Below are 25987 nucleotides of genomic sequence, written 5' to 3' on the forward strand. Positions count from 1 at the left end.
TGCTTTTGGAAACTATATGGTCAAAGCGACTTTCGGGACTTCAGTATACTGAGTTAACGCCAGTCATAACCCCGCAATGATGGATTCCCCCGGAGAGTTCCGATGACCGATTCCCGCGCCTTACAAAAACAAACTCTGCTGGAGCAGCTTGCCAATGTTCTTCAGGAACAGTCGCCCGATAGCGATGATTCCAGAGAGCTACGGGAAATTGTTGCCCGGATGGTGCAGGAGTCCCGTTCCTGGGATGACGATCTGCACGCCCAGCTGGTCTCGGCTTTTGGAGAAACGCTGGGCGGGCGTTATGCACAGGTGTTCAGCGGTGGTTTCCCGTCCACTTACCGGGCCCGATTTTCAGTAGGCGAAGCAATCGCCGATATTGATCGTATTCAGTCCATTGCCGTCAGTTCCGATGTGCCCATGCGGTTTTACCAGCCAAGGGATCCTTCCGAATCCGGGTTGCATTTCAAACTCTACAGCCAGGGGCATCCGGTTGTGCTTTCCGATGTCATTCCCATTCTTGAAAACCTGGGAATGCGGGTATTGGGAGAGCACCCCTACCGGATTCAGCGAAGAGACGGAGAGACATTCGGTGTCAGCGACTTTAGCGTGGATGTTCACCCGCGTTGCCAGGAAGCAGACCTTGAGAGTGCAAAGCCGCTGATACAGGCAGCATTCCGTGAGATCTGGAATGGCTTTGCAGAGAGTGACGAATTCAACCAGTTGGTCATGATGTCAGATCTGGGCTGGCGGGAAGTTGTTCTCCTCCGGGCCTATTCGCGCTACGTAAAACAGCTTCGGTTCGGCTTCAGTCAGCCTTTCATTGCGGATGCCTTGGCTCGCCACATTGATATCACCACCAGGTTGGTTGCGCTCTTTCGGGTCCGATTCGATCCGGATCTGCCATCACCGGACAAGCGCAGTGCCATGGCGCAGAAGATTGAGCAGGATATAGAGGCGGCACTCGAGGCAGTTGCAAGCCTGGACGATGATCGTATCCTCAGGCGGTTCTTCGTGCTGATAAAAGCCACGTTAAGAACCAACTACTACCAGAGGCAGGAAACCGGTGAGTTCAAGAGTTATCTGGCTCTCAAGTTCGATCCCTCATCCATTCCGGATATTCCCAAGCCTCGACCAAGGTTCGAGATTTTTGTCTACTCACCCCGCGTGGAGGGTGTGCACCTGAGGGCAGGTCGTGTTGCCAGGGGCGGTTTGCGCTGGTCGGATCGAATTGAGGATTACCGCACGGAAGTGCTTGGTCTGGTCAAGGCTCAGCAGGTAAAGAACTCCGTGATCGTTCCTGCCGGCGCCAAAGGTGGTTTTGTTGTCAAGCAGCCCCCTCAGGATGGCTCCAGGGAAGCGTTGCGGGCTGAAGGGGTTGCCTGTTACCAGACCTTTATTCGTGGGTTGCTGGACCTGACCGACAACCTGGATGGTGGTGTCGTGGTGCCGCCCGTGAATGTGGTTCGTCACGACGATGACGATACCTATCTGGTCGTGGCGGCGGACAAGGGTACTGCGACGTTTTCCGATATCGCAAACCGGCTCGCCGAAGCGTATGGCTTCTGGCTGGGTGATGCGTTTGCCTCAGGCGGCAGCGAAGGGTATGACCACAAGAAAATGGGCATTACGGCCCGGGGCGCCTGGGAATCGGTGAAGCGCCACTTCCTGGAAAGGGGAGTGGAAACGCAGGCGGATGAGTTTACCGTCGTGGGTGTGGGTGACATGGCGGGCGATGTGTTCGGCAACGGTATGTTGCTATCCAGCAAAATTCGTCTTGTGGGCGCGTTCAACCACCAGCATATTTTTGTCGACCCGGCGCCTGATGCCCTGGCCTCGTTTTCCGAGCGCAGGCGCTTGTTCGAGCTCCCGGGATCAACCTGGGCCGATTATGATAGCCAGCTGATCAGCCAGGGTGGAGGCGTATTTTCCCGCGCATTGAAGTCGATTCCGGTGTCCCCCCAGATGCGGAAGGCTTTGGGGGTCAAGGCCCGAATCTTATCTCCAAACGAGCTGATCAGTGCCCTTCTGAAGGCGCCGGTAGATATGCTCTGGAACGGTGGCATCGGCACCTACGTGAAAGCGCGAACCGAGTCCCATGAAGATGTTGGCGACAAATCCAACGATGCTTTGCGAATCGACAGTCATCAATTGCGTTGCAAGGTGCTCGGTGAAGGCGGCAACCTCGGGGTTACTCAGCTGGCCCGCATTGACTTTGCCAGGGGCGGCGGTTCGGCGAATACGGACTTTATCGACAACGCCGGGGGAGTCGATTGCTCGGATCATGAGGTTAACATCAAGATCCTGCTGAACGAGCTGGTGCATCAGCAACACCTGACGCTTGCGGCGAGAAACCGTATGCTGAAGGCGATGACGCCGGAAGTCGCGGAACTGGTGCTGAAAAATAACTACCGTCAGGCGATGACGTTGAGTCTGGCTCAGAGTGGCGCAGTCGCCTCCGGCGATGAGTATGATCGGCTCATGCGGCGCCTGGAGAGTGAGGGGAAGCTGGATCGGGCGCTGGAATTCCTGCCGGATGACGAGGTCCTGCAAGAGCGCCGGGAAAAGGGGCAGGGGCTGACCAGGCCGGAGCTGTCGGTACTGGTGTCTTACGCAAAAATCGAGTTGAAGCAGGGCTTGTTCAAGTCTCCCATCGTGCAGGATCACCGATTTGCCCCTGCACTGTATTCCGCTTTTCCAGCCTCTCTGCTGTGTGCGTTCCCCGAGGCGATAAATGCGCATCCGTTGCGTGCGGAAATCTCTTCCACGCAGATCGCAAACGATATCGTCAATCGCATGGGTAGCACCTGGGTCGACCGGATCCGCAATGCGACCGGGGCTGATTTCGGTCGGATTGCCGCTGCCTACCTGATCTCCCTTCGAATTCATGACGTAGACGCCCAATGGGAGCAGATAGAAAAGCTCGATGGGAAAGTCAGTTGGCCGGTGCAGGCGAAGTTGTTTGGCGATGCCATCCACCTGGTTACCCGTAGTACCAGCTGGTTGTTACATAACTGCCGGAATGACCTGGACCCCGCTGCCTGCGAGGCCCATTACCGGGGGCCTCTGGCAGAGGTGATGGCGTCCAGGGAACATCTGGAATCGGTGATCCCTGCAAGTCGTTGGCAGGAAAGCTATGCTGACTATTGTAAACGTGCGGTTCCTGAAGACTTGGCGGCTTGGTGTGCTTCGGCGGGAAGTCGCTACTGGCTGATGGATATGATCGAAATATCACGTCAGCTGGACCAGAAACTGGAATCGGTAGCCTGGGTGTATTTCCGGTTGGGAGAGAGTCTCAACCTGACCTGGCTGGACGGCCAGATGCGAACGTTCCGGGCGCAGGGGCACTGGCAGGTTCTGGCGACTATTCACTATAGGGACGAGCTGGATTACCAGTTGCGGAATCTCACATCCAGTGTGTTGTCCGCAGAGGTGCCCGGGGCTCCGAACGATGGGTCCCCACGGCAATTACTGGAGGCGTGGCGCGATGACAAGCAAACGCTGCTGGGCCGCTGGAAAAAGATGCTGAGTGACATGCAAGCTGCCAAAGAAGTCGATTGCGCCGTTTTTTCTGTTGCCCACGGCGTACTCAGAGAGCTTGCCCTGAAGGTTGGGTAGCAGTCATTGTGTAGGCATATCGACTGAAAATTAATTTTTATATAGAGAATAGGTAAATTTTAATTAAGAAAAAAAAGCATATCGGTTTGCTTGCCAGGTTCTTATAGACAAATAGTCTTTGTTGATCTCGGTAGAATGCGGGAGAGACAAATAACTAAGAGGGTACAATTATGAGACCGCAGCAGTCACAGACTCCTGAGCTTGTCGATAGCCGGCAGGCGATACGCGATTATTACCTCGCTGATGAGCATAAGGTGATTCACGAGATGATTGCTGGTGCTCAGTTGTCCCAGGCCGAGCGCGAGGCAATCTCTGCCCGTGCAGCCAATCTGGTGCGCGGTGTCCGCAAGAACGCCAAGTCCACGATCATGGAAAAGTTCCTGGCAGAGTATGGTCTCACCACGAAAGAAGGTGTTGCCCTGATGTGTCTTGCCGAAGCACTGCTCCGCGTGCCGGACAGCACTACTATTAACGACCTTATCGAAGACAAGATTACATCGGGTGCCTGGGGTACGCATGTGGGTAAAGCGTCTTCTCCGCTGATCAACACCGCAACGGTTGCCTTGTTGATGACCAGTAACCTGCTGAAAGACTCCGAGCGTCACAGCGTGGGCGATACGCTGCGTAAACTGCTCAAACGGTTTGGTGAGCCGGTGATTCGCACGGTGGCCGGTCAGGCAATGAAAGAAATGGGCCGCCAGTTCGTTTTGGGTCGCGACATTAACGAAGCGCAGGACGAAGCCAGAGACTACATGGCCAAGGGCTACACCTACTCTTATGACATGCTGGGTGAAGCTGCCCGTACTGACGATGATGCCCAGCGTTATTACGAGTCCTATTCCAATGCGATCGACAGCATTGCCAAGGCCTGCAAGGGTGACGTTCGCAGGAATCCGGGTATCTCTGTAAAGCTGTCTGCGCTCCTGGCCCGCTATGAGTATGGTAACAAGGAGCGGGTCATGAAGGAGTTGCTGCCCCGAGCCCGCAAGCTCGTGAAAAAAGCGGCAGCCGCGAACATGGGCTTCAACATTGATGCCGAGGAACAGGACCGACTGGATCTCTCGCTCGATGTCATCGAAGCGATTGTGTCAGATCCGGAACTGGCAGGCTGGGATGGCTTTGGTGTTGTGGTTCAGGCCTATGGCAAGCGCTCTTCCTTCACGCTGGACTGGCTCTACGGTCTGGCCGAGAAGTACGATCGCCACTTTATGGTGCGCCTGGTGAAAGGTGCATACTGGGATGCTGAAATCAAACGTGCACAGGTTATGGGCCTGAATGGCTTCCCGGTATTTACCCGTAAAGCGTGCAGTGACGTTTCATTCCTGTCGTGTGCGACCAAACTGCTGAACATGACCAATCGGATCTATCCGCAGTTTGCCACTCACAATGCCCATTCGGTATCGGCCATCCTTGAGTTGGCGAAGTCCGGGGGCGTGGAAAATTATGAGTTCCAGCGTCTGCATGGCATGGGTGAATCCCTGCACGATGAAGTACTGAAAGCCAGTGGCGTTCCTTGCCGTATTTATGCGCCGGTCGGCCCTCACAAAGATCTGCTGGCGTACCTGGTTCGTCGTCTGCTGGAAAACGGTGCCAACAGTTCATTTGTGAACCAGATCGTTGATAAGCGCATTACGCCGGAAGAGATTGCCAAAGACCCGATTGATTCGGTTAAGGAAATGGGGAACAACATTTCCAGCAAGGCAATCGTGCACCCCTTCAAGCTGTTTGGGGAGCAGCGTCGTAACTCCAAGGGCTGGGATATTACCGATCCGGTTACGGTGCAAGAGATTGATGCGGGGCGCGATGCCTTCCGCGACCATCGCTGGAAGGGTGGCCCTGTGATTGCCGGTGACCTGTCCGGTGCGGAAGTCCAGGTGGTGCGTAACCCGGCCAACCCGGAAGACACCGTTGGCCACGTCACCCAAGCGTCCGAGGAAGACGTGAATACGGCTATTATAGCGGCTCAGGAAGGCTTCAAAGCCTGGTCCGCCAGGACCGCCGAAGAGCGGGCGGAATGCCTCCGAAAAGTGGCTGACTTGTATGAAGAAAATGCCTATGAGCTGTTTGCATTGGCTACCCGTGAGGCCGGCAAGTCGCTGCTGGATGGCGTTGCCGAGATTCGCGAGGCGGTGGACTTTGCGCTGTTTTATGCCAACGAGGGCGTTCGGTACGAGGACAGCGGAGATGCGCGCGGGGTAATGGTGTGCATTTCCCCCTGGAACTTCCCGCTGGCCATCTTTACCGGCCAGATCATGGCGAACCTGGTGGCGGGTAATGCGGTTCTGGCGAAGCCGGCCGAGCAGACATCACTTCTGGCCGTGCGCGCTGTGGAGTTGATGCACCAAGCGGGCATTCCCAAAGAAGTGATCCAATTGCTGCCGGGCACCGGCGCCACGGTCGGTGGAGCTCTGACATCCGACTCCCGTGTGTCCGGCGTGTGCTTCACCGGTTCAACCGCAACAGCCCAGCGCATTAACAAGGTGATGACCGAAAATATGGCGCCGGATGCCCCGCTGGTCGCGGAAACCGGTGGCCTGAACGCCATGATCGTGGACTCCACCGCACTGCCGGAACAGGTGGTCCGGGATGTGCTGGCGTCTTCCTTCCAGAGTGCAGGGCAACGTTGTTCCGCACTGCGTATGCTCTATGTCCAGAAAGACATTGCCGACAATCTGCTGAACATGCTTTATGGCGCAATGGATGAGCTTGGTATCGGCGACCCCTGGCTGCTTTCCACGGACGTCGGTCCGGTGATCGATGAGACTGCCCGTAAGAAAATCACCGATCACTGCAACGCGTATGAGGCCAAGGGACGTTTGCTTAAAAAGATGCCGGTCCCTGAAAACGGCACTTTTGTTTCCCCGGCCGTGATCAGTGTCAGCGGTATTGAAGAACTGGAAGAAGAGATCTTTGGCCCGGTGCTGCATGTGGCCACCTTTGCCGCCAAAGACATCGACAAGGTTGTTGATTCGGTGAACGCCAAGGGCTACGGCCTGACATTCGGTATTCACAGCCGGGTTGATCGCCGTGTTGAGCGCATCTCAAGCCGGATAAAGGTTGGCAACACCTACGTTAACCGGAACCAGATCGGTGCAATCGTGGGCTCTCAGCCCTTCGGTGGTGAAGGCCTTTCCGGCACCGGCCCGAAAGCGGGCGGACCGCAATATGTCCGCCGGTTTATCAAAGGCAAGACCGTTGAGGTTGCGGCGGACTCTGGTGGCAAGAAGGTCGATGCGAAGAAGCTTCAGGGCCTGATTGGCAAGCTGGATTCGCTCAAGACTCAAAAGCCCAAAGCGCGTATTGAAGCAATGAAGCCCATCTTCGGTGACGTGCCCGCTCCTCTGGACGCCCATTCGGAAGAGATGCCGGGGCCGACTGGTGAGCTGAACCGCCTTTCCAATCATGCCCGTGGGGTCGTGCTGTGTCTTGGCCCCGACAAGGCCACGGCCCTTGAACAGGCCGGAACAGCATTGTCGCAGGGCAACAAGGTGGTTGTGATTGCACCGGGTGTTGAGGGTCAGGTGAACGAGGCTGCGAAAGCCGGTTTGCCGATTGTCGGCCTTGACGGGCAGTTGGAGCCAGAGGCACTGGCAACCGCAAATGGTTTTGAGGCGGTTGTGAGCTGTGCCGAGCGCCCGATGCTGCGAGAGTACCGCCTGGCCCTGGCGAAGCGTGAAGGCGCATTGCTGCCGTTGATTACGGAGCACACTCTGGATCAGCGCTTTGTGATTGAGCGTCACCTGTGTGTCGACACCACCGCTGCCGGTGGTAATGCCAGCCTGATTGCTGCGTCGGAGTAGTGGTTTGGCTGGTATCAGTTGCGACTGATACCAGCCGCTCCCTTTTGGAGGCGACGGTTAAAGAGCATTCGACTGGCTTCTGAGTCGGCTACATCCGACAGATAGAAACTGACGGATGCTCCCGGTCCTCTCTGAGCCAACTGCCCTGCGTCGAGTGCGCTCAGGCACCCTATTTTGGGGTATCCGCCGATGGTTTGCCGATCTTTCATCAGCACAATCGGTTGTCCGTCGCTTGGAACCTGAATGGCACCGTAGGCAATCCCTTCCGAAACAATCCCGCTCAGGTCGGAGTGAATGGCTTCGCCGCTCAGGCGATAGCCCATCCGGTCAATATTCTGGCTCACCTCGTAATCGCACGAGAAGAATTTCATTCTCTCGACGGCTGAAAAGTGTGGGTACTGATAGCCCGGTATCACGCCCAGGCACAGGGGCTGACGGTAGTCCGGGACCTCATTCTGCGGCACAGATGCCTTTGCCACTTTCTCGGGTGGTTTAAACTCAAGCTGATCGCCCCTGGCAAGTTTGGCGCCATGGCCATGCAGCCCGCCCAGACCCTCGCGAGTGACAGTCGCACAGCTGCCCAGTTTGAGGGCCGGCCTGAAACCGCCACTGACTGCCAGATAAGCCCTTAAACCGGTCACCGGCGCGGTGAAGTCGATCCGGTCACCTCGGCTGACCTGGTGCGTCTGCCAGGGCAGAATGGCCCGATCGTTGATACGTGCACCGAGGTCCGCCCCCGTTATGGCGATCCAGGTATCGTCGTGTGCCAGCAGACTGAACTTTCCGAAGGTGATCTCTACCTGGGGCGCGTTAAGTTCGTTGTTCAGCAGACGATTTGCCCACAGGAATGCGTGTTCGTCCATGGGGCCGCCGGTGGTGACGCCAATATGCTGGTAACCGTAACGGCCGGTGTCCTGAATCAGGGCCAGCATGCCGGCGTCGACAACCTCAAGACTCATCGAGGCTACCTCCCAGATCAAGAAATTCTTGCCGGTCTATGGGACGAAAGCGCACCTGGTCGCCTACTTGTACCAACGCCAGGGATTCGCTGTCCCAATCAATCATTTTTTGTGGGGTACGGCCGATGATTTGCCACCCGCCCGGCGTGGTGCTGGGGTAAATGGCAGTTTGTGTTCCGGCAATACCAACGCTCCCGGTGGGAACTTTCAGGCGCGGCGTCGATTTCCGGGGGATGGCGATGCGCTTATCGGTGCTGCCCAGGTAGGCAAATCCCGGGGCAAAACCAATGGCATAAACCTGGTAGGACTGCCGGCTATGGATGTCGATGACTTCTTCGGCTGAAAGCCCGGAAAAGTCACAGACGGCATCCAGGTCAAGACCCACTTCTGAGCCGTAATAGACTGGAAGCTCGACAGTGCGCGAGGTGTCGCCGGTGTTTGCCCCATCTTCAACCTGTTCGGCTGCTACCCGGAGCCGCCGGGCGACGCCCAGCCGGTCAATACGCTCGAGATCGTAAGACACCAGGACCGAGGTGTACGATGGCACAAGGTCAATCACCACATCAGCCATTGACCGGCGAATACTCTCGGTTGCCAGTTTTACCAGTCTTGCCGATTCGTCGCCGATCTGGTCACCAAAATACACGATACAGGTGTTTTCGTTGACCGACTCGATGTTCATAGAGAACCAACAACCTGCCGCATGTGGCGAGCGGCGTCCACCGCATGGTAACTGTCGCCGTGAATGCAGATGGTGTCGGCCTTTATCGGAATACGTTTACCTGAGATGGACGTGACAGTCCCGTCCTGGATAATCTGGGTGACCTGCTGCTCAATGGCTTCGGTCGTCTCGTGGACGGCACCCCTGACCGAGCGTTTCACCAGTCTGCCCTCATCGCTGTAGGCGCGATCGGAAAAGGCTTCAAACCACACCTCAATGCCATACTCGTCAGCGCGATCTTTGACCAGCTGCCACTCGGGTGTGGCCATGACCACCAACGGGCAGTGCGGGGCGTAAGATCGTACAGCCGACATGACAACAGACAATGTGGTGTTGTCTACCATCATCTTGTTATAGAGCGCGCCGTGGGGTTTGACGTACTGGATCGAGGTGCCATGCACGCGGCAGATACCATCCAGGGCACCCATCTGGTAAACCAGAATCGCCTTGAGGTCTTCCGGGTGGCACTCCAGTTCCCGGCGGCCAAATCCCAGCAGATCGGGGTAGCCGGGGTGAGCACCGATGGTGACATCCTCAGCCAGCGCCATTTTCACGGTGCGCTCCATGGTCAGGGGGTCTGACGCATGGAAGCCGCAGGCGATGTTTGCCATATCGATGTAAGGCATGACCTCGGCATCCATACCCTTGGTCCAGGTACCAAAGCTTTCGCCCATGTCGCAGTTGAGTTTCATTGCGTACCTCCAGAAAAGTGCGCGCGCTGCATTAACCCTGACTCATAGTCTGTGGCAGGTAGGTGACGATCTCGGGGAACCAGCCAATCAGAAAAAGCGCTGCCATAATCAGCAGGAAGAAAGGCAGTGCCGCCCGCGCAACATAAAGAATGTCTTTGCCGGTCAGGGACTGAATAACGAAGAGGTTGAATCCGACCGGAGGGGTAATCTGTGCCATTTCCACGACCAGCACGATGAAGATCCCGAACCAGAGCAGGTCAATGCCTGCCTGCTGGACCATCGGCATGACGACCGCCACGGTCAGAACCACCACCGAGATCCCATCAAGGAAGCAGCCCAGAATCACAAACAGGGCTGTCAGACACACCAGGAGCTCGAAAGAGGAGAGCGACATGCCTCCGATCCACTCAGCCAGCTCTCGCGGAATGCCCAGAAAGCCCATTGAAAGGGTCAGAAAATGTGCGCCGACCAGAATCAGACCAATCATGCACGAGCTTTTTACCGCACCAAGCAGGCTGTCCTTGAAGCTCTGAGCACTCAGGGAGCCCGTTGCAGCAGCGAGCAACAGGGCGCCAAAGACGCCAAGAGCTGCCGCTTCGGTCGGTGTGGTAAAGCCGGCATAAATCGAGCCCAGTACGAATACAATGAGACCGACGATCGGGAGCAGCATTCGTAGGGCCTTGATTTTGGCTGAAAACGATATGTGCTCTTTCTTGTCTACGGGCAATTCATCCTTGTGCATCAGGGCCCAGATCATGGTGTAGCCCATGAACATGGCGACCAGCAGAAGTCCCGGCAGAGCGCCTGCGATGAACAGCCGGCCGATGGAGACCTCGGCGGCAACGCCATAGACGATCAGGATAATAGACGGTGGAATCAGCAGGCCCAGAGTGCCGGAACCTGCCAGTGTGCCCACGGCCATCCGGTCGCTGTATCCCTGGGCTTTCAATTCGGGCAGTGTCATCCGTCCGATGGTGGCCGCCGTCGCGGCTGAGGAGCCGGAAACCGCTGCAAAAATTCCGCAACTGAGGATGTTGACGTGCAAGAGTTTGCCGGGCAAGCCGCCCATCCATGGCGCCAGCCCTTTGAACAGGTCTTCTGACAAACGGGTGCGGAACAGGACTTCTCCCATCCATATAAACATCGGCAGGGCAGTCAGCGACCAGCCGGTGCTGGCGCCCCAGCTTGAGGTGGCAAACAGCAGGCCGATCTGGTCATTGCCGGAGAGCAGCAGCCCGAGAACGCCGACACCAACCAGGGTCAATGAAACCCAGACGCCGACGGCAAGCATCAGAATCATGGATGCTGCCAATATGATGGAGAGAATCGCAATATCCATTACACCTCCTCCAGGTTGATCTCGTCTTCATGCTGCTGATAGGAAGGGGTGCGTTTTCGCAGGACGGCGATAAGGTCGTCCAGGATTGCGATATTAAGAGCCAGCATGCCAAGGCCTACGGGAATCTGTGGTATCCAGAGAGGAATGGGGATGTAACCGTGGGACACCTCCTCGAAAATGTACGATTCCCAGACCATGTGCCAGCAATAAAACGTCATGTAACAGGCCAGTCCGAAACCGAATATCAGTACAGCAAGTTCCTGGCCAAAGCGTGTGCGCCCGGAAAACCTTTGAATCACCAGCGTGACCCGGATATGGCCGCCCTGGTGGAAAGTGTAGGCAAGGCCGAAAAAGGTGGAGGCAGCGAGCGCATATCCTGACACATTTTCCGCTGACGGAATGATAAACCCGAAAATGCGGCCAACGATCTGGACAAGAATGACGACCATGATCAGTGCGATGCAAAAGCCTGCCGCGTAGCCGGATGCCAGGTAAAACTTGTCTCGAAGAGAACTCATGAATGATGCCTCCCAAGGGAGTTCCCCGGATAACCGGGGAAGACTCCTTGTGAATTAACTCTTAACGGTAATTGGACAGAATCGCACCAACTTCCTCCGGAGCTTCTTCTTCCCACTCCTTGACCATGATGTCGCCGATCTTTTGCAGTTCGGACATCAGCTCGGCCGAAGGCTCGGAAACCGTAATGCCATTCTCTGCAAGGGTCGCGGTATCTTCAGCGGCAGTGACCCGAACACCTTCCCAGCCTCTGGCCTCTGCAGCCGCAGCGGCATCACGGATAACCTGCTGTTGCTCATCGCTCAAGCGGCGGAACGCGCGCTTGTTGGCAACCACAACGTTCTTGGGGATCCAGGCCTTGATGTCGGTGTAATGGGAGAGGTAGTCCCAAGCCTGGCCGTTGGCGCCGGTCGACGGAGATGTGATCATGGCGTCGATGATGCCGGTGCTGAATGCCTGAGGGATTTCAGGAACCTGTACCGTTGTGGGGGTGGTGTTCATCAGGTCGGCGAGCCGTGACGTAGAGGGGCTGTAGGCACGCATCTTCAGGCCTTCCAGGTCCTTCAGGGTATTTACCGGGGCCTTGGTATAAAGACTTTGTGCGGGCCAGGGCACGGCATACAACAGCGTCATGCCTTCTTTATCCAGCTGCTTTTCAACTTCCGGCTTGGCGGCTTCCCACAGTTTTTCCGCATCTTCGAAATTGGTCGCCAGAAACGGTATGTTGTCGTGCTTGAAAACGGGGTGGGTGTTACCCATGATGCCGATAAAGATCTCGCCCAGTTGGACCTGGCCGGTTCTGACCGCACGGGGAATTTCCGGATGTTTTACCAGAGATGCGCCTGAGTGAACGGTGATATCAATGTCGCCGTTTGTGCCATTCTTGATGTCTTCGGCAAACTCATAGGCAATTTTGGTTGGCAGGTTTGCATCGCCATAAGGCGTGGGCATGTGCCACTGATCGGCTTGAACTGCTGATGTAAAGAACGCTCCTGTTAATAGAGTCGCTGCTGCAAGTTGCTTGAACATAGTGAATCTCCCGTTCTTTTGTTTTTCATTTACCTTGATAACGAACTTGCGGTACTCAAAGTACGGCAAGCTCCTCGTTTAACCGCTCGGTGAGCAGCATTTTTCCAGGTACGTGAGTGATGGCTATGGGTGGCCGTGCGTTTTCCAGGGCAATCTGCGGAGTGACTCCGCAAGCCCAGAACACAGGCAGTTCATCGCTTCGGACAGTGACCGGGTCACCGAAATCCGGGGCGCTGATGTCCCTGATTCCGATGAGTTCCGGGTTGCCGATATGCACGGGTGCCCCATGGGCCTTCGGAAGGCGTGTGGTGACCTGAATGGCACGAATGGCATCAGCACTGATGAAAGGGCGCATGGATACCACCATGTTGCCCTGGAACCGTCCACCCGGTTTTGTGGCCAGATTTGAACGGAACATTGAAACGTTCGCGCCCTCTTCTACGTTTCTGATGGATAGACCCGATCTGATCAGGGCATCTTCGAACGAAAAGGAGCATCCGAGGACGAAGGTCACGAAGTCGCCCTGCCACAGGCTTTGTATGTCGTTTACCTTTTCTGCGCGCTCACCATTCCGGAACACCTGATACTCCGGGATGTCCGTTCGGATATCGATGTCGCGGCCCAGTTCCGGCAGTGCAGGGTCGCCCGGCTGTGAAATGCCAATCACGGGGCAGGCGACCGGGTTGCTCTGGCAGTACAGGAGGAAGTCTGCCGCCCAGTCGGCTGGCAGAATTACAACATTCCCCTGAATCAGGCTCTGCGCCAGCCCGCTGGTTGTCGCGGTGTGGTCTCCCGAGCGAATTCGGGCCCGGAGCGATGTTGCCTGTTCCAGCAAACCATTCTTGAAATCGGAATACCCACCTGTCTGCATTTCGGAAACCCCTGATTGAGTTTTGCATTAATGTACAAATACAGGTTATCCCTACCGGTGAAAAAGTCTAATTATGGTTTTTTACGTCCAGTGATAACATTTTGTGATCACTCGGCCGTGAGTACTCTTCGGCGACTTTGACCGCCAGGCTTGCGGCCAGCTCTGCAATCGGGTTGAAAGGAACGCTGGGATAAGACGCGGTGAATGCCAGCTGGGAGGGTTTCCAGACAGCGTTCAGTTCAACCAGGCTGCCATTTTCCAGTTCGTCCGCAATGACGCTCAGGGGAAGCGTAGAAACACCAATGCCATCCCGGGCCAGTCGCCGACACGCCGCCAGGGAACTGGACGAATAAAACCTTGCAGGCAGGTCATCCAACTCGCTGAACTTCTGACTGATTTCCGCAAAGGGTTTGGTGTTTCTGGCATAAGTTATGATTGGCCAGTTCGCCAGTTCTTCAAGCTTGAGAACCCGGTCTGGTAGCTTCAGGTCCGGGCTGGCAACCCACAGCAAGGGAAAGCTGCAGAGCTCCCGATTTTCCACTTTCGGTTCCGAGACGGGGCCCATCAGGAAGGCCAGGTCGAGAGTGCGATCCATCAACCCGGCGCGAAGATTTCCGGAAACATCCACCGTCATTTCCACGTCCAGGTTTGGTATTGTCTCATGCAGCTCCCGAAAGAAATGGGGGAGCCAGGAGTGAACAATTGTTTCAGATACTCCGAGCCTGAGAATCCCGGACAGCAGCGCTACCTTGTCTGCCCGTTTGCGCAGTTGCTGGGACATAAAGATTATTTTTTCGGCATAGGGCAGCAGTTCCTGACCTTTGGTGGTCAGCATCGAACGGCCAGACTCACGCTCAAACAGTTTGACGCCAAGCTCTTCTTCCAACGCAGCGATCCGGGTGGAAATGGCGGGCTGGGTAGTACATTGGCGCTCGGCCGCCTTTCGAAAGCTCCCCAGGGTGGCGACCCATATAAAGGTTTCCAGATGTTTGAAATTCATTGGTTCTCTTAAGTAACGGAGGACAGGGTTGTGGTCGACATTGAGCAGGTCTTGTCGACCATTTATTAAAGCATAGCCCAGTGGCTTCGATTGGGCTCGCTTTCCCCGGGATGAAAGGTTGGCGCCGGGCTGTCAGGAAAGGACAAGGCGAAAAAAGGGCCATCGAAAGGGCCCTGGTCATTCACTTGGCGTTTGCATCTTTATAAAGCGACCGTATGGGTTCGGCGAACAGTTTTCTTACCATCGGTTCGAAATAGGACAGAGGAAGAGTTTCTGCGCCCGGATCAAACGCCGGCGAGTCGTACTTGCTGACAAATTCGATGGTCCGCATGAAGTGCGGGTGGTCCTTGTAGTTGTCCCGAAGGTTGCGGTCCATACCCAAGTAGTGGAAAAAGTAGTAGCCCTGGAAAATGGCATGGTGTTTAACCATCCAGTGGTTGGCTTCACTGACAAAGGGCTCCAGCATGACGGCAGCGACGTCCGCGTGATTGTAGGATCCGAGGGTGTCGCCGATATCGTGAAGCAGTGCGCACACCACGTACTCGTCATCCTTGCCGTCACGATGGGCCAGGGTGGCCGTTTGCAGGCAGTGCGTCAGCCGGTCTACCGGGAAACCGCCAAAGTCACCCTCCAGCAGTTTCAGATGATCAAGAATCCGGTCTGGCAGACCCTTGGCAAACTTGCCAAATGAGCGCGCTATGGTTTGCCAGTCTTCGGCGGTACCGTCTTTCATGTGGGTGAAGTCGGCCTTTGGGATTGTCATGTCATTCATCGTTTTTCTTCCTTCTAGTCCCGGAAACCCGGATCGATACCTCGTGTCCACGATGCCAGCGGGAATGGGCGCCTCTCTCTGGATTTTGGACTTGTTTTAATGGCTTGTTTAAGCAAGTGTAGGCAGTTGAACAGGTGCAAGACTGTCAAATCGTTTACATTTCTGGGTGGGTCTTGTCGGATGTCGGGATATGTCTGAGTTAAAGAAAGTATTGCAGGCCTGCCCGTTGCTGGGAGGATTGTCGGAAGCGGGCGTCGCAGAAGCAGCGGGCATGGCGCGCTATCCGGAGGCGTATCCGGTGGCCCTTGATCTGGTGAGCCGCCGTCTGTGGTCGGCCATGTCGATTATTGAGGATGATGCGCTGCGTGGCATTGAGGCGCGTGTCGGTCGTCGCCTGTTGTTTCTGACCCAGATCCAGGGCCAGGGCCTTAGGGACGCCCCCTCCCAGCCGGTGACCTTTCGGCTGACACGGGAGCATATCGCCAACATGATGGGCATGACCCGTCAGGGTGTGCATCGTGTCATCAAAGGTTTCGAGCGGGAGGGGCTGTTGAATCTGGAATATGGCAGGATAACGGTCAACAACCCGCGGGCTCTGCAGGCGTATCTCCGGGCCTTGCCGGACTAACCTGAGCTCCGTGCCATCGAGCGTGCCCTTTGGGCCTTGATCCGGGAATGCATACAGCTTCCCTGAAAAACCATTACTTACTGTGCGAGTACTGAGCTTTGCTGTCACTGAACTGGTCCCTGCTGTCTGTTTTTATTCCCACTTTTTTCGTGGTGTCGATTACCCCGGGTATGTGCATGACACTGGCGCTGTCGATGGGTATCACCATAGGTGTTCGCCGGGCGCTCTGGATGATGGCGGGGGAGCTGGTGGGGGTGGCCGTTGTAGCTACGGCTGCGGCCGTTGGTGTGGCGACCTTCATGCTGAAGTATCCGACCGCGTTTGCGGTGTTCAAATACGCCGGCGGTGCGTACCTGATCTGGCTGGGTGTTCAGATGTGGCGGTCCAGGGGCAAGATGGCCATGGCGGAAAGCGAGGATATGGCCGTGGTACAGGCCTCCCGGAGCCAGCTTGCCATGCAGGGCTTTGTCACCGCTATTGCCAATCCGAAGGGCTGGGCGTTTTTTGTAGCCCTGCTGCCACCGTTTATTGATGGCCAGCTTCCAATGGGTCCGCAACTGACAGCACTCATAGTGATCATTCTGGCGCTGGAGTTTCTGTGTCTTCAGTTGTATGCCCATGGCGGACGGGGTCTGCGTAAGTTGCTCCGTCAGGGCGGCGGGGTCCGTACCGTCAATCGCGTCGCTGGCAGCCTCATGGTGCTGGTCGGTATATGGCTGGCCCTCGGTTGAGAGCCGCCTCCCGCGCTAGACCAGGTCACGCCTGATAATGCGGTTCCAGTTTCTGGAGTAAACCCGTCGCGCGCCCTCATAGGCATCAAGCTCCGCGTCCAGATAAAAATTCTCCTGGTCACAGGTCAGGATGGTTCGGGTGACCGTCCTGATATGCCAGTCTCCGCGCTGATACCCCCTGGTGCTCAGGGTTTCCCCTTTGACTGAGTCAAAATCATCAGCCTCGTAGCTGTACCACTCACTGACGCTGTGTTCGATGGTCAGATCCACGTCTTCCAGATAGTAGATCCCATTGTCATTTATGACCTCCAGCGTCGATGCATCCCGATCAAGTTCACGAATGACTCGCCAGTCGTGATGGCCCTCCCGGATCTGCCGCTTTGCCCCACTGGCCGTCATCTCGGCATCCGGGAATTGGAGATGCTCCGGTCGCGGTGTCCGCACAGGCAGTACCAGGCGACAGTTTTCGGTATGTATCTTTAATTGTGTCGACTGTGGAGATGGCCAGGCAAGAGGAAAGTATGAGGTTGAAATGGCGATACGAATCCGGTGTCCGTCGGGAAACGTCTGGCCGATGCCATTCAGGTGGATCCTGACACGGTAACGTTGGCCGGGGTTCAGAGGCTCCGGTGAGGAATGACTGTTTCGATGAGTCAGATTAAGCAAGCCATAGGTTACCCTCGTGACTTTATTATCGGGGCGCATATCCGATAATCGGACAGCCACCATGGCCACGGGCTGTGACGCCGAGAATTCGAGATCGACAGCAGGGGCGCCCAGTATTTCCAGCGCCTCTTTGAGAGGTTCGGTGGTAAAGGTCAAGGCGCCTCCGTCTTCTTCCCGCTGATCGTGGGGCAGGTCCGGCGTATTGCTGTAAGAGCACCACTTCCCGGCGAACAGCCCGTTACTCAGAGGCGATTGCAGTGCCAGTTCTGCGTCGGCCAGGGCTTCGGTCGTCTCGACAAGCCGGTACGGGGTGAAGTGGTAAATCCTTTCCTGGGCGGTGGCCGGTGGCCAGCTTTGTTCGCTTACCCAGCGACCGAAACGTTGATGGTACGATGTTGAGGGTGGCATGCTGTCCAGCATCCAGGCCCTTAACATCGGCTCGGCCCCGATTCCGGTTTCTTTGCCCTTCAGCCACTGATCCCACCAGCGCAGGCATTCTTGCAGGAAGCCGATGGCAGGTCCCGGTACACCGATGTGAGGGTATTTGTGACTCCAGGGCCCAATCAATCCCATACGTTTCCCGGGGAGGTCTTTCAGTAACCGGAAGACGGCGTTGGAGTACCCGTCGGCCCAGCCACTGACGGCCATCACGGGGACCTTGATCGCCGAGAAATCTTCACAGATTGAGCCATGTCGCCAGTAATCATCCCGGTGCTGGTGTTGCAGCCAGGTGTCCAGCCACAAACCGCTGTATTCAAGCCGCTGAAACCACATGTCGCGCCAGCAGTCACCAACGATCTCAGGGTCAGGGGGCGAGGCATTGTAGGAAAACATGGTGGATGCCCATGACAGATTGTCGCCCAACAAGCAGCCTCCCATGTAATGAACGTCATCGGCGTATCGGTCGTCGGTAGAACAAACGCTCACAACGGCTTTGAGCTGAGGCGGTTGCATCGCCGCTATCTGCAGTCCGTTGAACCCACCCCAGGAGATGCCGATCATTCCCACCTGGCCATTGCACCAGGGTTGCTCCTCGAGCCAGGCCAGGACCGCCGCGCCGTCGTCCAGTTCCTGCTGAAGGTACTCATCCGTCAAGATGCCTTCGGAGTCGCCGCTCCCGCGAATGTCGACCCGGATACAGGCATAACCATGGCCGGCAAAGTAGGGGTGCATGGTCTCGTCGCGCAGTCGTGATCCGTCCCGTTTCCGATAGGGGATATACTCGAAGATGGCGGGTACCGGTTCTTTATCGGCGCTGTCGGGTATCCACAGACGCGCGGCGAGCCGCGTGCCGTCGGCCATCGGAATCCATTGGTGCTCAACATGGCGGACTCGCTCAGGAAGATCATCGACGGTTTTCATGGTGAGTTCCCTGTCAATAATGCACTGTTGTTCAGTCCACGGGCTCAAGCTCTATGCGGATGGCCGTTTTGATCTCGCGGTATTTCCGAAGCAGTTCGCTCTGGCTCCCTGCGCCGATAAATATGACCGCGACTTCGAAGCTGTAACTGTCCTGTTCTTTCAGGGTCGAGAGCACGTCTCCCCGCTTGACGTGGAGTTTTATATCGACATCCGTAAATTGCCGTTGAAGTTCCTCCAGTTGTTCCGGACTCGGTGCATGTGTGACCTGAGCATCGTCGTAGACGCGCCACATGAATTTAGCGGCAATCCGGTACTTTCCCTGTCGATATGGGAACGCCGGCCGCTTACCGAGGGCAAGCTCGATCATTACTTTGTGGTGGGTCTCTCCGTCTACTTTCTGGAACAGGGGGCAGTGGGACCTTGAGATGCGTGTATTGACCTCGAGAAGCCAGATTCGGTCTCTTCGGCTGTCCCAGTAGTATTCAATGTTGAAGGGACCGTTATCGAAGTCGATGTGCCCGAAAAACTTCTCTGTAATCGTAATCATCCGTTGCTGGATGTGGCCCGGGATCGAGGATGGATATTGATAACGGGAAAAGCTGGACCGGTGTTTGCCTTCGCGAATCGAGTCCACGACGCCATACACCGTCACTTCGCCTGCGTAAACATACCCCTCAAGTGTGCATTGGCGCCCTTTGGCTATGATGCTTTCTGCAATGCAATGGTTGCCGTCAACTGCAGCAACATCGGCTGGTAGCTCGGCAAACTGGAGCAGGTAATTAAAGGGGTTTGCAAAACGGGATATGCCTTCACGAATACGCGCTATGGCATGTTCCAGCTCTGCGTCATTTCTTACCTTGAACCCGAGGTAAGAAGAGACTGCTTTGACCGGTTTGATCCAGAACGGGTAACTCAGGGTTATTTGTGACCTGAAATCATCCGAGAAGGGATCCACCTCGCAGAAGTCGGGAATGCAGTCGGGCACGACCCTGCTCTGCTCCAGACGACTCCAGTATTTGTGTTCGCACTTGAGAACTGACTCGAAGCTCGGGGAGGGTAGGTTATAGGGCTTTCGGAGTAGCGGGAGCAGGGTGCTTACAGGAAAGTCCCAGAAACCTACGATCGCATCAACCGGGCCCTTGAAATCCGCCAGCTTTTTGAGCGCACCGGTGTACAATTTCTGTACCGGAAACTCCGCTCCTGCCCTGACCTCCTTGTAGTCGTACAGTTGATGAAGCCGATACTGGCCCTGGTCGTCGAGAGCCCGGATCTGAGCGAGGTCGAAATCATCCGTGCCAAAAATGAAAATATTTTTCATTGACGTTTCCATGTCTCTGAAGGCGTGTATTGTTAATTCATAGACGACGTTAGCGACGTGTGTCAATGCGGATTGGGGGGCTCGCAGGAGTACTTCTCAGGTGTTTTAGCGGGCGGCGTACCGTTCGTGCAGGATACCGACTCGATGGACGTAGGCCTTGGTCTCGGCGTAGGGAGGAACGCCATTGTATCGACCGACGGCACCAGGGCCCGCATTGTAGGCGGCAGTTGCCAGCCGGACGTTACCATCGAACTGCTTCAGCATTTTCGCCAGATAATGAACTCCGCCCCGGATGTTGTCGGCAGCGATCAGTGCGTTTTCGACACCAAGCTCTCTTGCCGTGCCCGGCATCAGTTGCATCAGGCCCTGGGCGCCTACGGGTGACAGGGCTTTCTCATTAAACGCGGATTCTGCATGAATCACTGCCCGGACCAGAGCGGGATCGACACCGAACTCTCGTGCCGCGGTCTTGATTTCATTGCGATAGGGCCGGGTAAACAGTGGAGTCTTGCGCCAATCGATACTGGACTCAGGATCACAGGCGTAACACTGGAAGCGGATGACATCGAACTCTGACTCAGCGGGTCGGATACTGCTGTAGGCGACAACTCCGTTGTCGTCCTTGTAGCGATAGACAGTATCGTCACCACTGGAGGCGCGGGGCTGGGACTCCTCGACGTTGGAGAACTCAATGGTGCCGTCCGCATGCACAATGCGCTTGATGCTGTCCGCCTGAGCGGAGGAAACAGCGAGCATGAGGCTTCCCAACGCCAGCGAGATGAGTACGATGGCAACCTTTATCTGGCCTGGTCTCATTCGGTATCCATGCGGTTCCGGTCGACATTCAAGGATTGGTCCGCCAATCCCGTTAGCGGGATTATACTGCTTTACTGAAATCAGGAAACCGAACGATTTGTCGGAAAACTGTTACTTTTCTGATACTGCTTGCCAGTTCTCATACACCCGGAGGCATTATGTTGTCCTGCTCAGACTCCCGAAACATCGTTTTGATCGGTATGCCCGGTAGCGGTAAGAGCACCGTTGGCGTCTTGCTGGCCAAGCGTTTGGGGCTTGGGTTTGTCGATACCGATTTGCTGATTCAGGAAGCGGCCGGCCGAACCCTGCAGGATATTGTGGATCATGACGGTTTTCAGGCCCTGAGGCACATCGAGGAGCAGGTGTTGCTGGACCTGAACGTCCGGCACAAGGTGATTAGCACCGGCGGCAGTGCGGTATACAGCGCGCGGGCAATGGAGCACCTCAAGGCAAGCGGCGTTGTGGTGTTTCTGGATATCCCCCTTGATCTGGTGATTGAGCGAATTGGTGATCACAGCATGAGGGGGATATCCCGGCACCCGGATCAATCCCTTGAGGCGCTGTTCGAGGAGCGCTTTACGCTTTACTCCCGGTATGCGGACTTTGTCGTCAAGGGCGAGGGTTTGAATCAGGATGAGGTCTGCGAGGCCGTGGTCAAGGGCCTTTGCCCGGATCCGGTTCGGTAGAAATACCGATAGCATCCTTACCATATCGTCAGTACGGTGCCCGGCCATTTCAAAAACTGGCTGGATTCATGTCCTCAAGTAGTACCACGCTTCCTCTTCAAAATGTCACCGGGTTTCAGCGCCTGGGCGACCCGGTTGTTCTGGCCCTCACCATGGGTTTCATTCTATTGTTTGTTGGTTGGTCCCTGACGGATGCGGAAGGCTTGGCTGCGGCGATTGGCGGAGGCTTTAGCTGGACGGCCAAATACCTCGGTTCGTTCTTTCAGCTTTTGCTGTTGCTCACCTTTTTTATCTCTCTTGGTGTGGCCTTTAGCCGGGCTGGCACGGCACGCCTGGGCGGCCTGTCCAGTCCCGAGATCAGCACGTTCCGCTGGTTATCGATGATTCTCTGCACCCTGCTGGCGGGTGGCGGTGTCTTTTTTGCCGCTGGCGAACCGGTGTATCACTTTGTGGTTTCACCACCGGCATTTACCGCCGAGGCAGGCACAGCAGAAGCCGTTGCTCCGGCCATGGCCCAGTCGTTCATGCACTGGGGGTTCCTGGCCTGGGCGGTTCTGGGGTCACTGACAGCACTGGTTCTCGCCCACGCGCACTATGTTCAGGGCAAACCGCTGCAGCCGCGAACGCTGCTGTACCCGGTTCTGGGCGAACGGGTGATGACCGGCTGGTTTGGCGGGCTTGTCGATGCGCTATGCGTTATTGCTGTGGTTGCCGGTACCGTTGGGCCGATCGGCTTCCTGGCGACCCAGATGAGCTTTGGATTGCACCAGCTCTTTGGTATTGCCGATGAGTTCTCCACCCAACTGGTTATTCTTGCCCTTCTTGCCGGCGTTTACATGACTTCTGCGGTCAGCGGGATTCACCGTGGCATCCAGATACTCAGTCGCTTTAATGTCATTCTGGCACTGGCGATTGCTGCGGTTATTTTCGTGTTCGGACCCACGCTGTTCCTGACCAACACCTATCTGTCTTCCATGGGCGAGTATTTGTCCTCGTTCTTCGCGATGGCTACCATAACCGCTGACACCGCGCCGGACTGGTGGATGAAGTGGTGGACGGTGTTCTTCTTCGCCTGGTTTATCGGCTACACCCCGCTGATGTCTATTTTTGTGGCACGGATTTCCCGGGGGCGCAGCATTCGTGAAACCATTCTGGCGGTTGCGGTACTGGCTCCCGTTGCCACCTCCATCTGGTTCACCCTGCTGGGTGGCTCCGGGATTTATCACCAGTTGGCAGGTACCTTCGACCTGACCGAGGCGCTCAACAGCTTCTCCTTTGATGTCGCCACCCTGACCGTGGCGGAAGCGTTGCCTGGCGGCACCATCATGGCGGCTGCCATCCTGTTGCTGACCACGATTTTCGTGGCGACAACCGGGGATTCCATGAGTTATGCCATTGCCACCGTAGGTGCGGGGCACGATGAGCCGCATTATCTGGTGCGGGCATTCTGGGGCGGTGCCATGGCGGTGATGGCAGGAATTCTGCTTTATATGGGGGCTGGCCAGATTGGCGTGCTGCAGCAGTTTATCGTGCTCACGGCCATACCAGTGTCACTGATCATCCTCCCGTCCTTGTGGACCGGCCCGAAAGCCGCGTTGGCGATGGCCCGGTCTCAGGGTCTGAGTGATTAGAAATGTTTTGCCGTACAGGGCACAGGCTCCGATGATTCTCAAACCCATCGCTGTGAAATGTCGGGTGATGGCGTCGGGAGATTGCGTTCAAGCTGCTGTTTTAAAAGTCTTTCTGTAATTCGATTAAGCTCTGGTTAAGGTTCGCTAAGGTGCATGTGACCGGGAAGTGGTGCTATTGTCAGGGAAATCGTGCCGGAGCATTGAAAGATGTTTAAGCCCTCAGTTTATGCGCTCGCCTTTGTGTTTTTGACCCTGTGCTCGTGGACCGTTCAGGCGGAGCCTGCGGACTCTTCTGTTGAGGAACTGAAAAAGGAGACCCGGGAGCTCGGCAAAGCTCTGAAGGAGTACGGCTCCGATCAGAAGGACCGGGCAGAAGATTCCATCAACCGGACACTGTCTGCGCTGGACCAGCGTATTGATGAGCTGGAGCAACAACTTTCTGAAAACTGGGACGATATGAGCGATACCGCCCGGGAACGCTCACAGAAGAGCCTGGAATCATTGCGGGAACAACGGGGACGAGTGCAGAACTGGTATCAGGAGCTCAAAGCGAGTTCAGCATCAGCATGGGAGCGTGCCCGTCAGGGTTTTTCCGATGCTTATGACGCTTTTGCGGAGGAGTGGGAAGACACAGAGGAGAAGCTCGGTAACGAATCGGGCAAACAGGCCGACAGCATCTGACCCGTTCGTTACCATTTGCTGAGGTACCTCAGCTCTCTGACGTAATCTCCCGGAACGCACCAATAAGCGTGTTCGGTTCCTGGGCGCCGGACACCAGGTATTTCTGATTGATGATGTAGGCTGGCACGGCAGATACGCCTGCCTGCTGATACCGGGCTTCATCTTCCCGGACGGTATCCGCATAGCGGTCAGAAGCCAGCACCTCTCGCGCTTCGTCGCTGTCGAGTCCGATTGCTTCAACGCAGTCGGCCAATACATCCACATCCGAGATGTTGAGGGCATGGCCGAAATAGGCGTCAAAACACGCCATTTTCATTTCGGTCTGTTTGCCCTGTTCACCCGCCCATTTCACCAGTCGGTGGGCATCAAAGGTGTTTCGGGTATGGCGCTCCTGCAGTTTACTGAAGTTGAGTCCAAGCTCTGCGGCTATCTTCATCATGTGCGCCTGGTTTTCCTGCATTTCCTCGGGACTCCGCCCGTACTTCCGGCTCAGGGCCTGAAGAATGGGTTCCCCGTTGCCGGACGAATCCGGATTCAGTTCAAACGCGTGCCATTCAATGGTGAACTCCATCTCTTCCTTCAGCTCCTCCATGGCTTTTTCCAGCCGGGCATAGCCGATGGCGCACCAGGGGCAGGCGATGTCAGAAACAATGTCGATTTTCACAGTTGTCATGGGAGCTCCCGGTAGGATTGGTTCCTCGTCAGGTTACCGGAAAGCCGTTGGTGTTGTCGTCTTCAGGGTTCCTGGGGAAGCGGCTCTGCAGGGAGCCGGGTACCGGACCAGTTTTCCATCAGTCGGCAGGTGACCAGGTCTCCGGTAACGTTGATGGCAGTACGACACATATCCAGAATCCGATCTACACCCATGATTAATGCAATGCCACCGGGTGGAATGCCGACGGTCTGCAACACCATTGCCAGAATGACGATGCCCACGCCCGGCGTGGCAGGTGAGCCGATGGAGGCACCCACAGCCATAGCCACAACCAGCGCCATGCTGCCCATGCTGAGATCAATGCCGTAGACCTGAGCCAGGAAGACCGTTGCCACAGCCTGATACAGCGCGGTGCCATTCATGTTGATGGTGGCACCCAGCGGGATAACAAATTGGGAGACTGAGGGACGGACTCCGAGCTTGTCTTCCGCTGTGCGGATCGACAGGGGCATTACAGCGGCTGAGCTTGACGTAGAAAACGCGAGCAGCAACACGTCACGGCTGTCCTTGATGAACTGGATGGGCGGCTGGCCCGCCAGCAGTTTCAGAATCAGCATGTAGACTCCGAGCATAAGCAGCAGGCCCACCAGTACGGTCGCGACATAGGAGGCCATGCCCAGCATGGCCTGGAAACCGATCGTCGTGGTGAGTTGTGCCATCAACCCGAATACGGCAAACGGTGCCAGCCGCATGGCCCAGCGAACCACGGTCATGCAGACCTGTTGCAGGGAGTCCAGCAGGTCCAGCATTGGCCGGGATTTTTCAGGGGCCATGCTGACCAGAGCGATGCCGACAATGATGGAGAAAATCACCACCTGCAGCATCTGGCCTTCGACCATGGCGTCCAGCGGATTCCCCGGGAGCAGGCCGATCAGGGTTTTGGGAAGTTCCACCACGCTGGGCATGGCGGCGGTGCTGGCACCGTTCAGTGTGGATGCTTCCGGGGGCGCCAGGCCTGTCATCATGCTGCCCGGATTCATCAGGCTGCCAATCCAGAGCCCTATCGACGCGGCGATGGCCGTGGTGATGACAAAAAAACCGGTGACTCGCAGCCCCAGTTTGCGGAGTTGATCCAGGTCTTCGCTGGCGGCCAGCCCCCTGACAACCGAGGCAATGACCAGGGGGATCACGATCATCTGAATGGTGGCCAGGAACAGTTGCCCCGGGAAGGCCAGCCAGTTACCAATCAGGGTGCCCGTGGCAGGCTCCACGAGTCCAACCGAGGGGCCGAGCAAGGTGCCGACAATAAGCCCGAGAAACATACCGACGAGTACTTTCAGCCAGAGTCGTCCCTGAACCAGCCCGGAAAGATAGCTGCTCAGATGGCGGAGGGGGCGAGGATAATAGCTTGAGCCGTTGCCGTTGCCGTTATCGGTCATGGTGAGCAGTCGTCCGTGTTTCGTGTATCAATTGCAAAAAAGCATAGCTCATTTGACGCC

General features: G+C 56.3%; 21 protein-coding genes. 7 read left to right on the plus strand and 14 right to left on the minus strand.

Going from position 1 to position 25987, the window contains the following annotated elements; genetic code table 11:
• Window positions 1-102: 102 nt before the first annotated feature.
• Both BKP64_RS01120 and putA read left to right on the plus strand, forming a co-directional pair.
• Window positions 103-3615, plus strand: coding sequence for an NAD-glutamate dehydrogenase (locus BKP64_RS01120; protein WP_070964856.1), 3513 nt, complete (start codon window positions 103-105; stop codon window positions 3613-3615).
• 170 nt (window positions 3616-3785) lie between these two features.
• The gene (putA, locus tag BKP64_RS01125) at window positions 3786-7415 is read left to right on the plus strand and encodes a bifunctional proline dehydrogenase/L-glutamate gamma-semialdehyde dehydrogenase PutA (protein ID WP_070964859.1); all 3630 of its coding nucleotides are present in this window, start codon (window positions 3786-3788) and stop codon (window positions 7413-7415) included.
• Between the two features lie 14 nt (window positions 7416-7429).
• Here the strand turns inward: putA and BKP64_RS01130 are convergent, their stop codons facing one another.
• The 9 genes from BKP64_RS01130 to BKP64_RS01170 form a co-directional block, all read right to left on the minus strand.
• The gene (locus tag BKP64_RS01130) at window positions 7430-8374 is read right to left on the minus strand and encodes a 5-oxoprolinase subunit C family protein (protein ID WP_070964861.1); all 945 of its coding nucleotides are present in this window, start codon (window positions 8372-8374) and stop codon (window positions 7430-7432) included.
• Window positions 8364-9056 carry a 5-oxoprolinase subunit PxpB gene (pxpB, locus tag BKP64_RS01135; protein ID WP_070964864.1) on the minus strand — a complete coding sequence of 231 codons (693 nt, stop codon included), beginning with the start codon at window positions 9054-9056 and terminating at the stop codon, window positions 8364-8366. Before pxpB ends, BKP64_RS01130 begins: the two co-directional genes overlap by 11 nt.
• Complete coding sequence (locus BKP64_RS01140) at window positions 9053-9787, minus strand: 5-oxoprolinase subunit PxpA (protein WP_070964868.1); 735 nt, start codon at window positions 9785-9787, stop codon at window positions 9053-9055. Before BKP64_RS01140 ends, pxpB begins: the two co-directional genes overlap by 4 nt.
• Before the next feature lie 31 nt (window positions 9788-9818).
• On the minus strand, window positions 9819-11126 hold the full coding sequence (locus tag BKP64_RS01145) for a TRAP transporter large permease (protein ID WP_070964870.1): 1308 nt from the start codon (window positions 11124-11126) through the stop codon (window positions 9819-9821).
• Complete coding sequence (locus BKP64_RS01150; RefSeq protein WP_070964873.1) at window positions 11126-11644, minus strand: TRAP transporter small permease; 519 nt, start codon at window positions 11642-11644, stop codon at window positions 11126-11128. The genes BKP64_RS01145 and BKP64_RS01150 overlap by 1 nt, the downstream gene beginning before the upstream one ends.
• A gap of 61 nt (window positions 11645-11705) precedes the next feature.
• Window positions 11706-12671, minus strand: a complete 966-nt coding sequence (locus BKP64_RS01155) for a TRAP transporter substrate-binding protein (protein WP_070964876.1) — start codon at window positions 12669-12671, stop codon at window positions 11706-11708.
• 55 nt (window positions 12672-12726) lie between these two features.
• The gene (locus BKP64_RS01160) at window positions 12727-13542 is read right to left on the minus strand and encodes a putative hydro-lyase (protein ID WP_070964879.1); all 816 of its coding nucleotides are present in this window, start codon (window positions 13540-13542) and stop codon (window positions 12727-12729) included.
• Between the two features lie 67 nt (window positions 13543-13609).
• Window positions 13610-14542, minus strand: coding sequence for a LysR family transcriptional regulator (locus BKP64_RS01165; RefSeq protein ID WP_070964882.1), 933 nt, complete (start codon window positions 14540-14542; stop codon window positions 13610-13612).
• A 181-nt stretch (window positions 14543-14723) separates the two neighbouring features.
• A complete protein-coding gene (locus BKP64_RS01170) occupies window positions 14724-15314 on the minus strand; it encodes an HD domain-containing protein (protein ID WP_070964885.1) in 591 nt (196 codons plus the stop codon).
• Between the two features lie 190 nt (window positions 15315-15504).
• Here BKP64_RS01170 and BKP64_RS01175 point away from each other — a divergent pair, with 190 nt between their 5' ends.
• Together BKP64_RS01175 and BKP64_RS01180 are read left to right on the plus strand one after the other, a co-directional pair.
• Window positions 15505-15942, plus strand: coding sequence for a Crp/Fnr family transcriptional regulator (locus BKP64_RS01175; RefSeq protein WP_083329121.1), 438 nt, complete (start codon window positions 15505-15507; stop codon window positions 15940-15942).
• A gap of 98 nt (window positions 15943-16040) precedes the next feature.
• Window positions 16041-16673: a LysE family translocator gene (locus tag BKP64_RS01180; protein ID WP_070964887.1), complete on the plus strand. Its 633-nt coding sequence runs from the start codon at window positions 16041-16043 to the stop codon at window positions 16671-16673.
• A gap of 15 nt (window positions 16674-16688) precedes the next feature.
• On the opposite strand, the gene BKP64_RS01185 is transcribed toward BKP64_RS01180, so the two are convergent.
• The 3 genes from BKP64_RS01185 to BKP64_RS01195 form a co-directional block, all read right to left on the minus strand.
• A complete protein-coding gene (locus BKP64_RS01185) occupies window positions 16689-18701 on the minus strand; it encodes a CocE/NonD family hydrolase (RefSeq protein WP_070964889.1) in 2013 nt (670 codons plus the stop codon).
• 31 nt (window positions 18702-18732) lie between these two features.
• Window positions 18733-20019, minus strand: coding sequence for an ATP-grasp domain-containing protein (locus tag BKP64_RS01190; protein ID WP_099092545.1), 1287 nt, complete (start codon window positions 20017-20019; stop codon window positions 18733-18735).
• Window positions 20020-20124: 105 nt separating this feature from the next.
• Entirely contained in the window at window positions 20125-20835 is a 711-nt protein-coding gene (locus BKP64_RS01195) for a lytic transglycosylase domain-containing protein (protein ID WP_083329122.1), read from the minus strand.
• Window positions 20836-20993: 158 nt separating this feature from the next.
• Between BKP64_RS01195 and BKP64_RS01200 the strand changes: the two genes are divergently transcribed.
• The 3 genes from BKP64_RS01200 to BKP64_RS01210 all read left to right on the plus strand — a co-directional run bounded on the left by BKP64_RS01200 (window position 20994) and on the right by BKP64_RS01210 (window position 23833).
• On the plus strand, window positions 20994-21521 hold the full coding sequence (locus tag BKP64_RS01200; protein WP_070964891.1) for a shikimate kinase: 528 nt from the start codon (window positions 20994-20996) through the stop codon (window positions 21519-21521).
• A 68-nt stretch (window positions 21522-21589) separates the two neighbouring features.
• The gene (locus tag BKP64_RS01205; RefSeq protein ID WP_070964893.1) at window positions 21590-23152 is read left to right on the plus strand and encodes a BCCT family transporter; all 1563 of its coding nucleotides are present in this window, start codon (window positions 21590-21592) and stop codon (window positions 23150-23152) included.
• Between the two features lie 207 nt (window positions 23153-23359).
• Complete coding sequence (locus BKP64_RS01210) at window positions 23360-23833, plus strand: hypothetical protein (protein ID WP_070964896.1); 474 nt, start codon at window positions 23360-23362, stop codon at window positions 23831-23833.
• Window positions 23834-23861: 28 nt separating this feature from the next.
• Here BKP64_RS01210 and BKP64_RS01215 read toward each other — a convergent pair whose 3' ends face one another.
• Together BKP64_RS01215 and BKP64_RS01220 are read right to left on the minus strand one after the other, a co-directional pair.
• Complete coding sequence (locus BKP64_RS01215; protein ID WP_227515621.1) at window positions 23862-24524, minus strand: DsbA family oxidoreductase; 663 nt, start codon at window positions 24522-24524, stop codon at window positions 23862-23864.
• A gap of 44 nt (window positions 24525-24568) precedes the next feature.
• Window positions 24569-25927, minus strand: a complete 1359-nt coding sequence (locus BKP64_RS01220) for a dicarboxylate/amino acid:cation symporter (protein ID WP_070964901.1) — start codon at window positions 25925-25927, stop codon at window positions 24569-24571.
• Between the last annotated feature and the right edge of the window lie 60 nt (window positions 25928-25987).

It is taken from the genome of Marinobacter salinus, from assembly GCF_001854125.1.
Lineage (GTDB): Bacteria > Pseudomonadota > Gammaproteobacteria > Pseudomonadales > Oleiphilaceae > Marinobacter > Marinobacter salinus.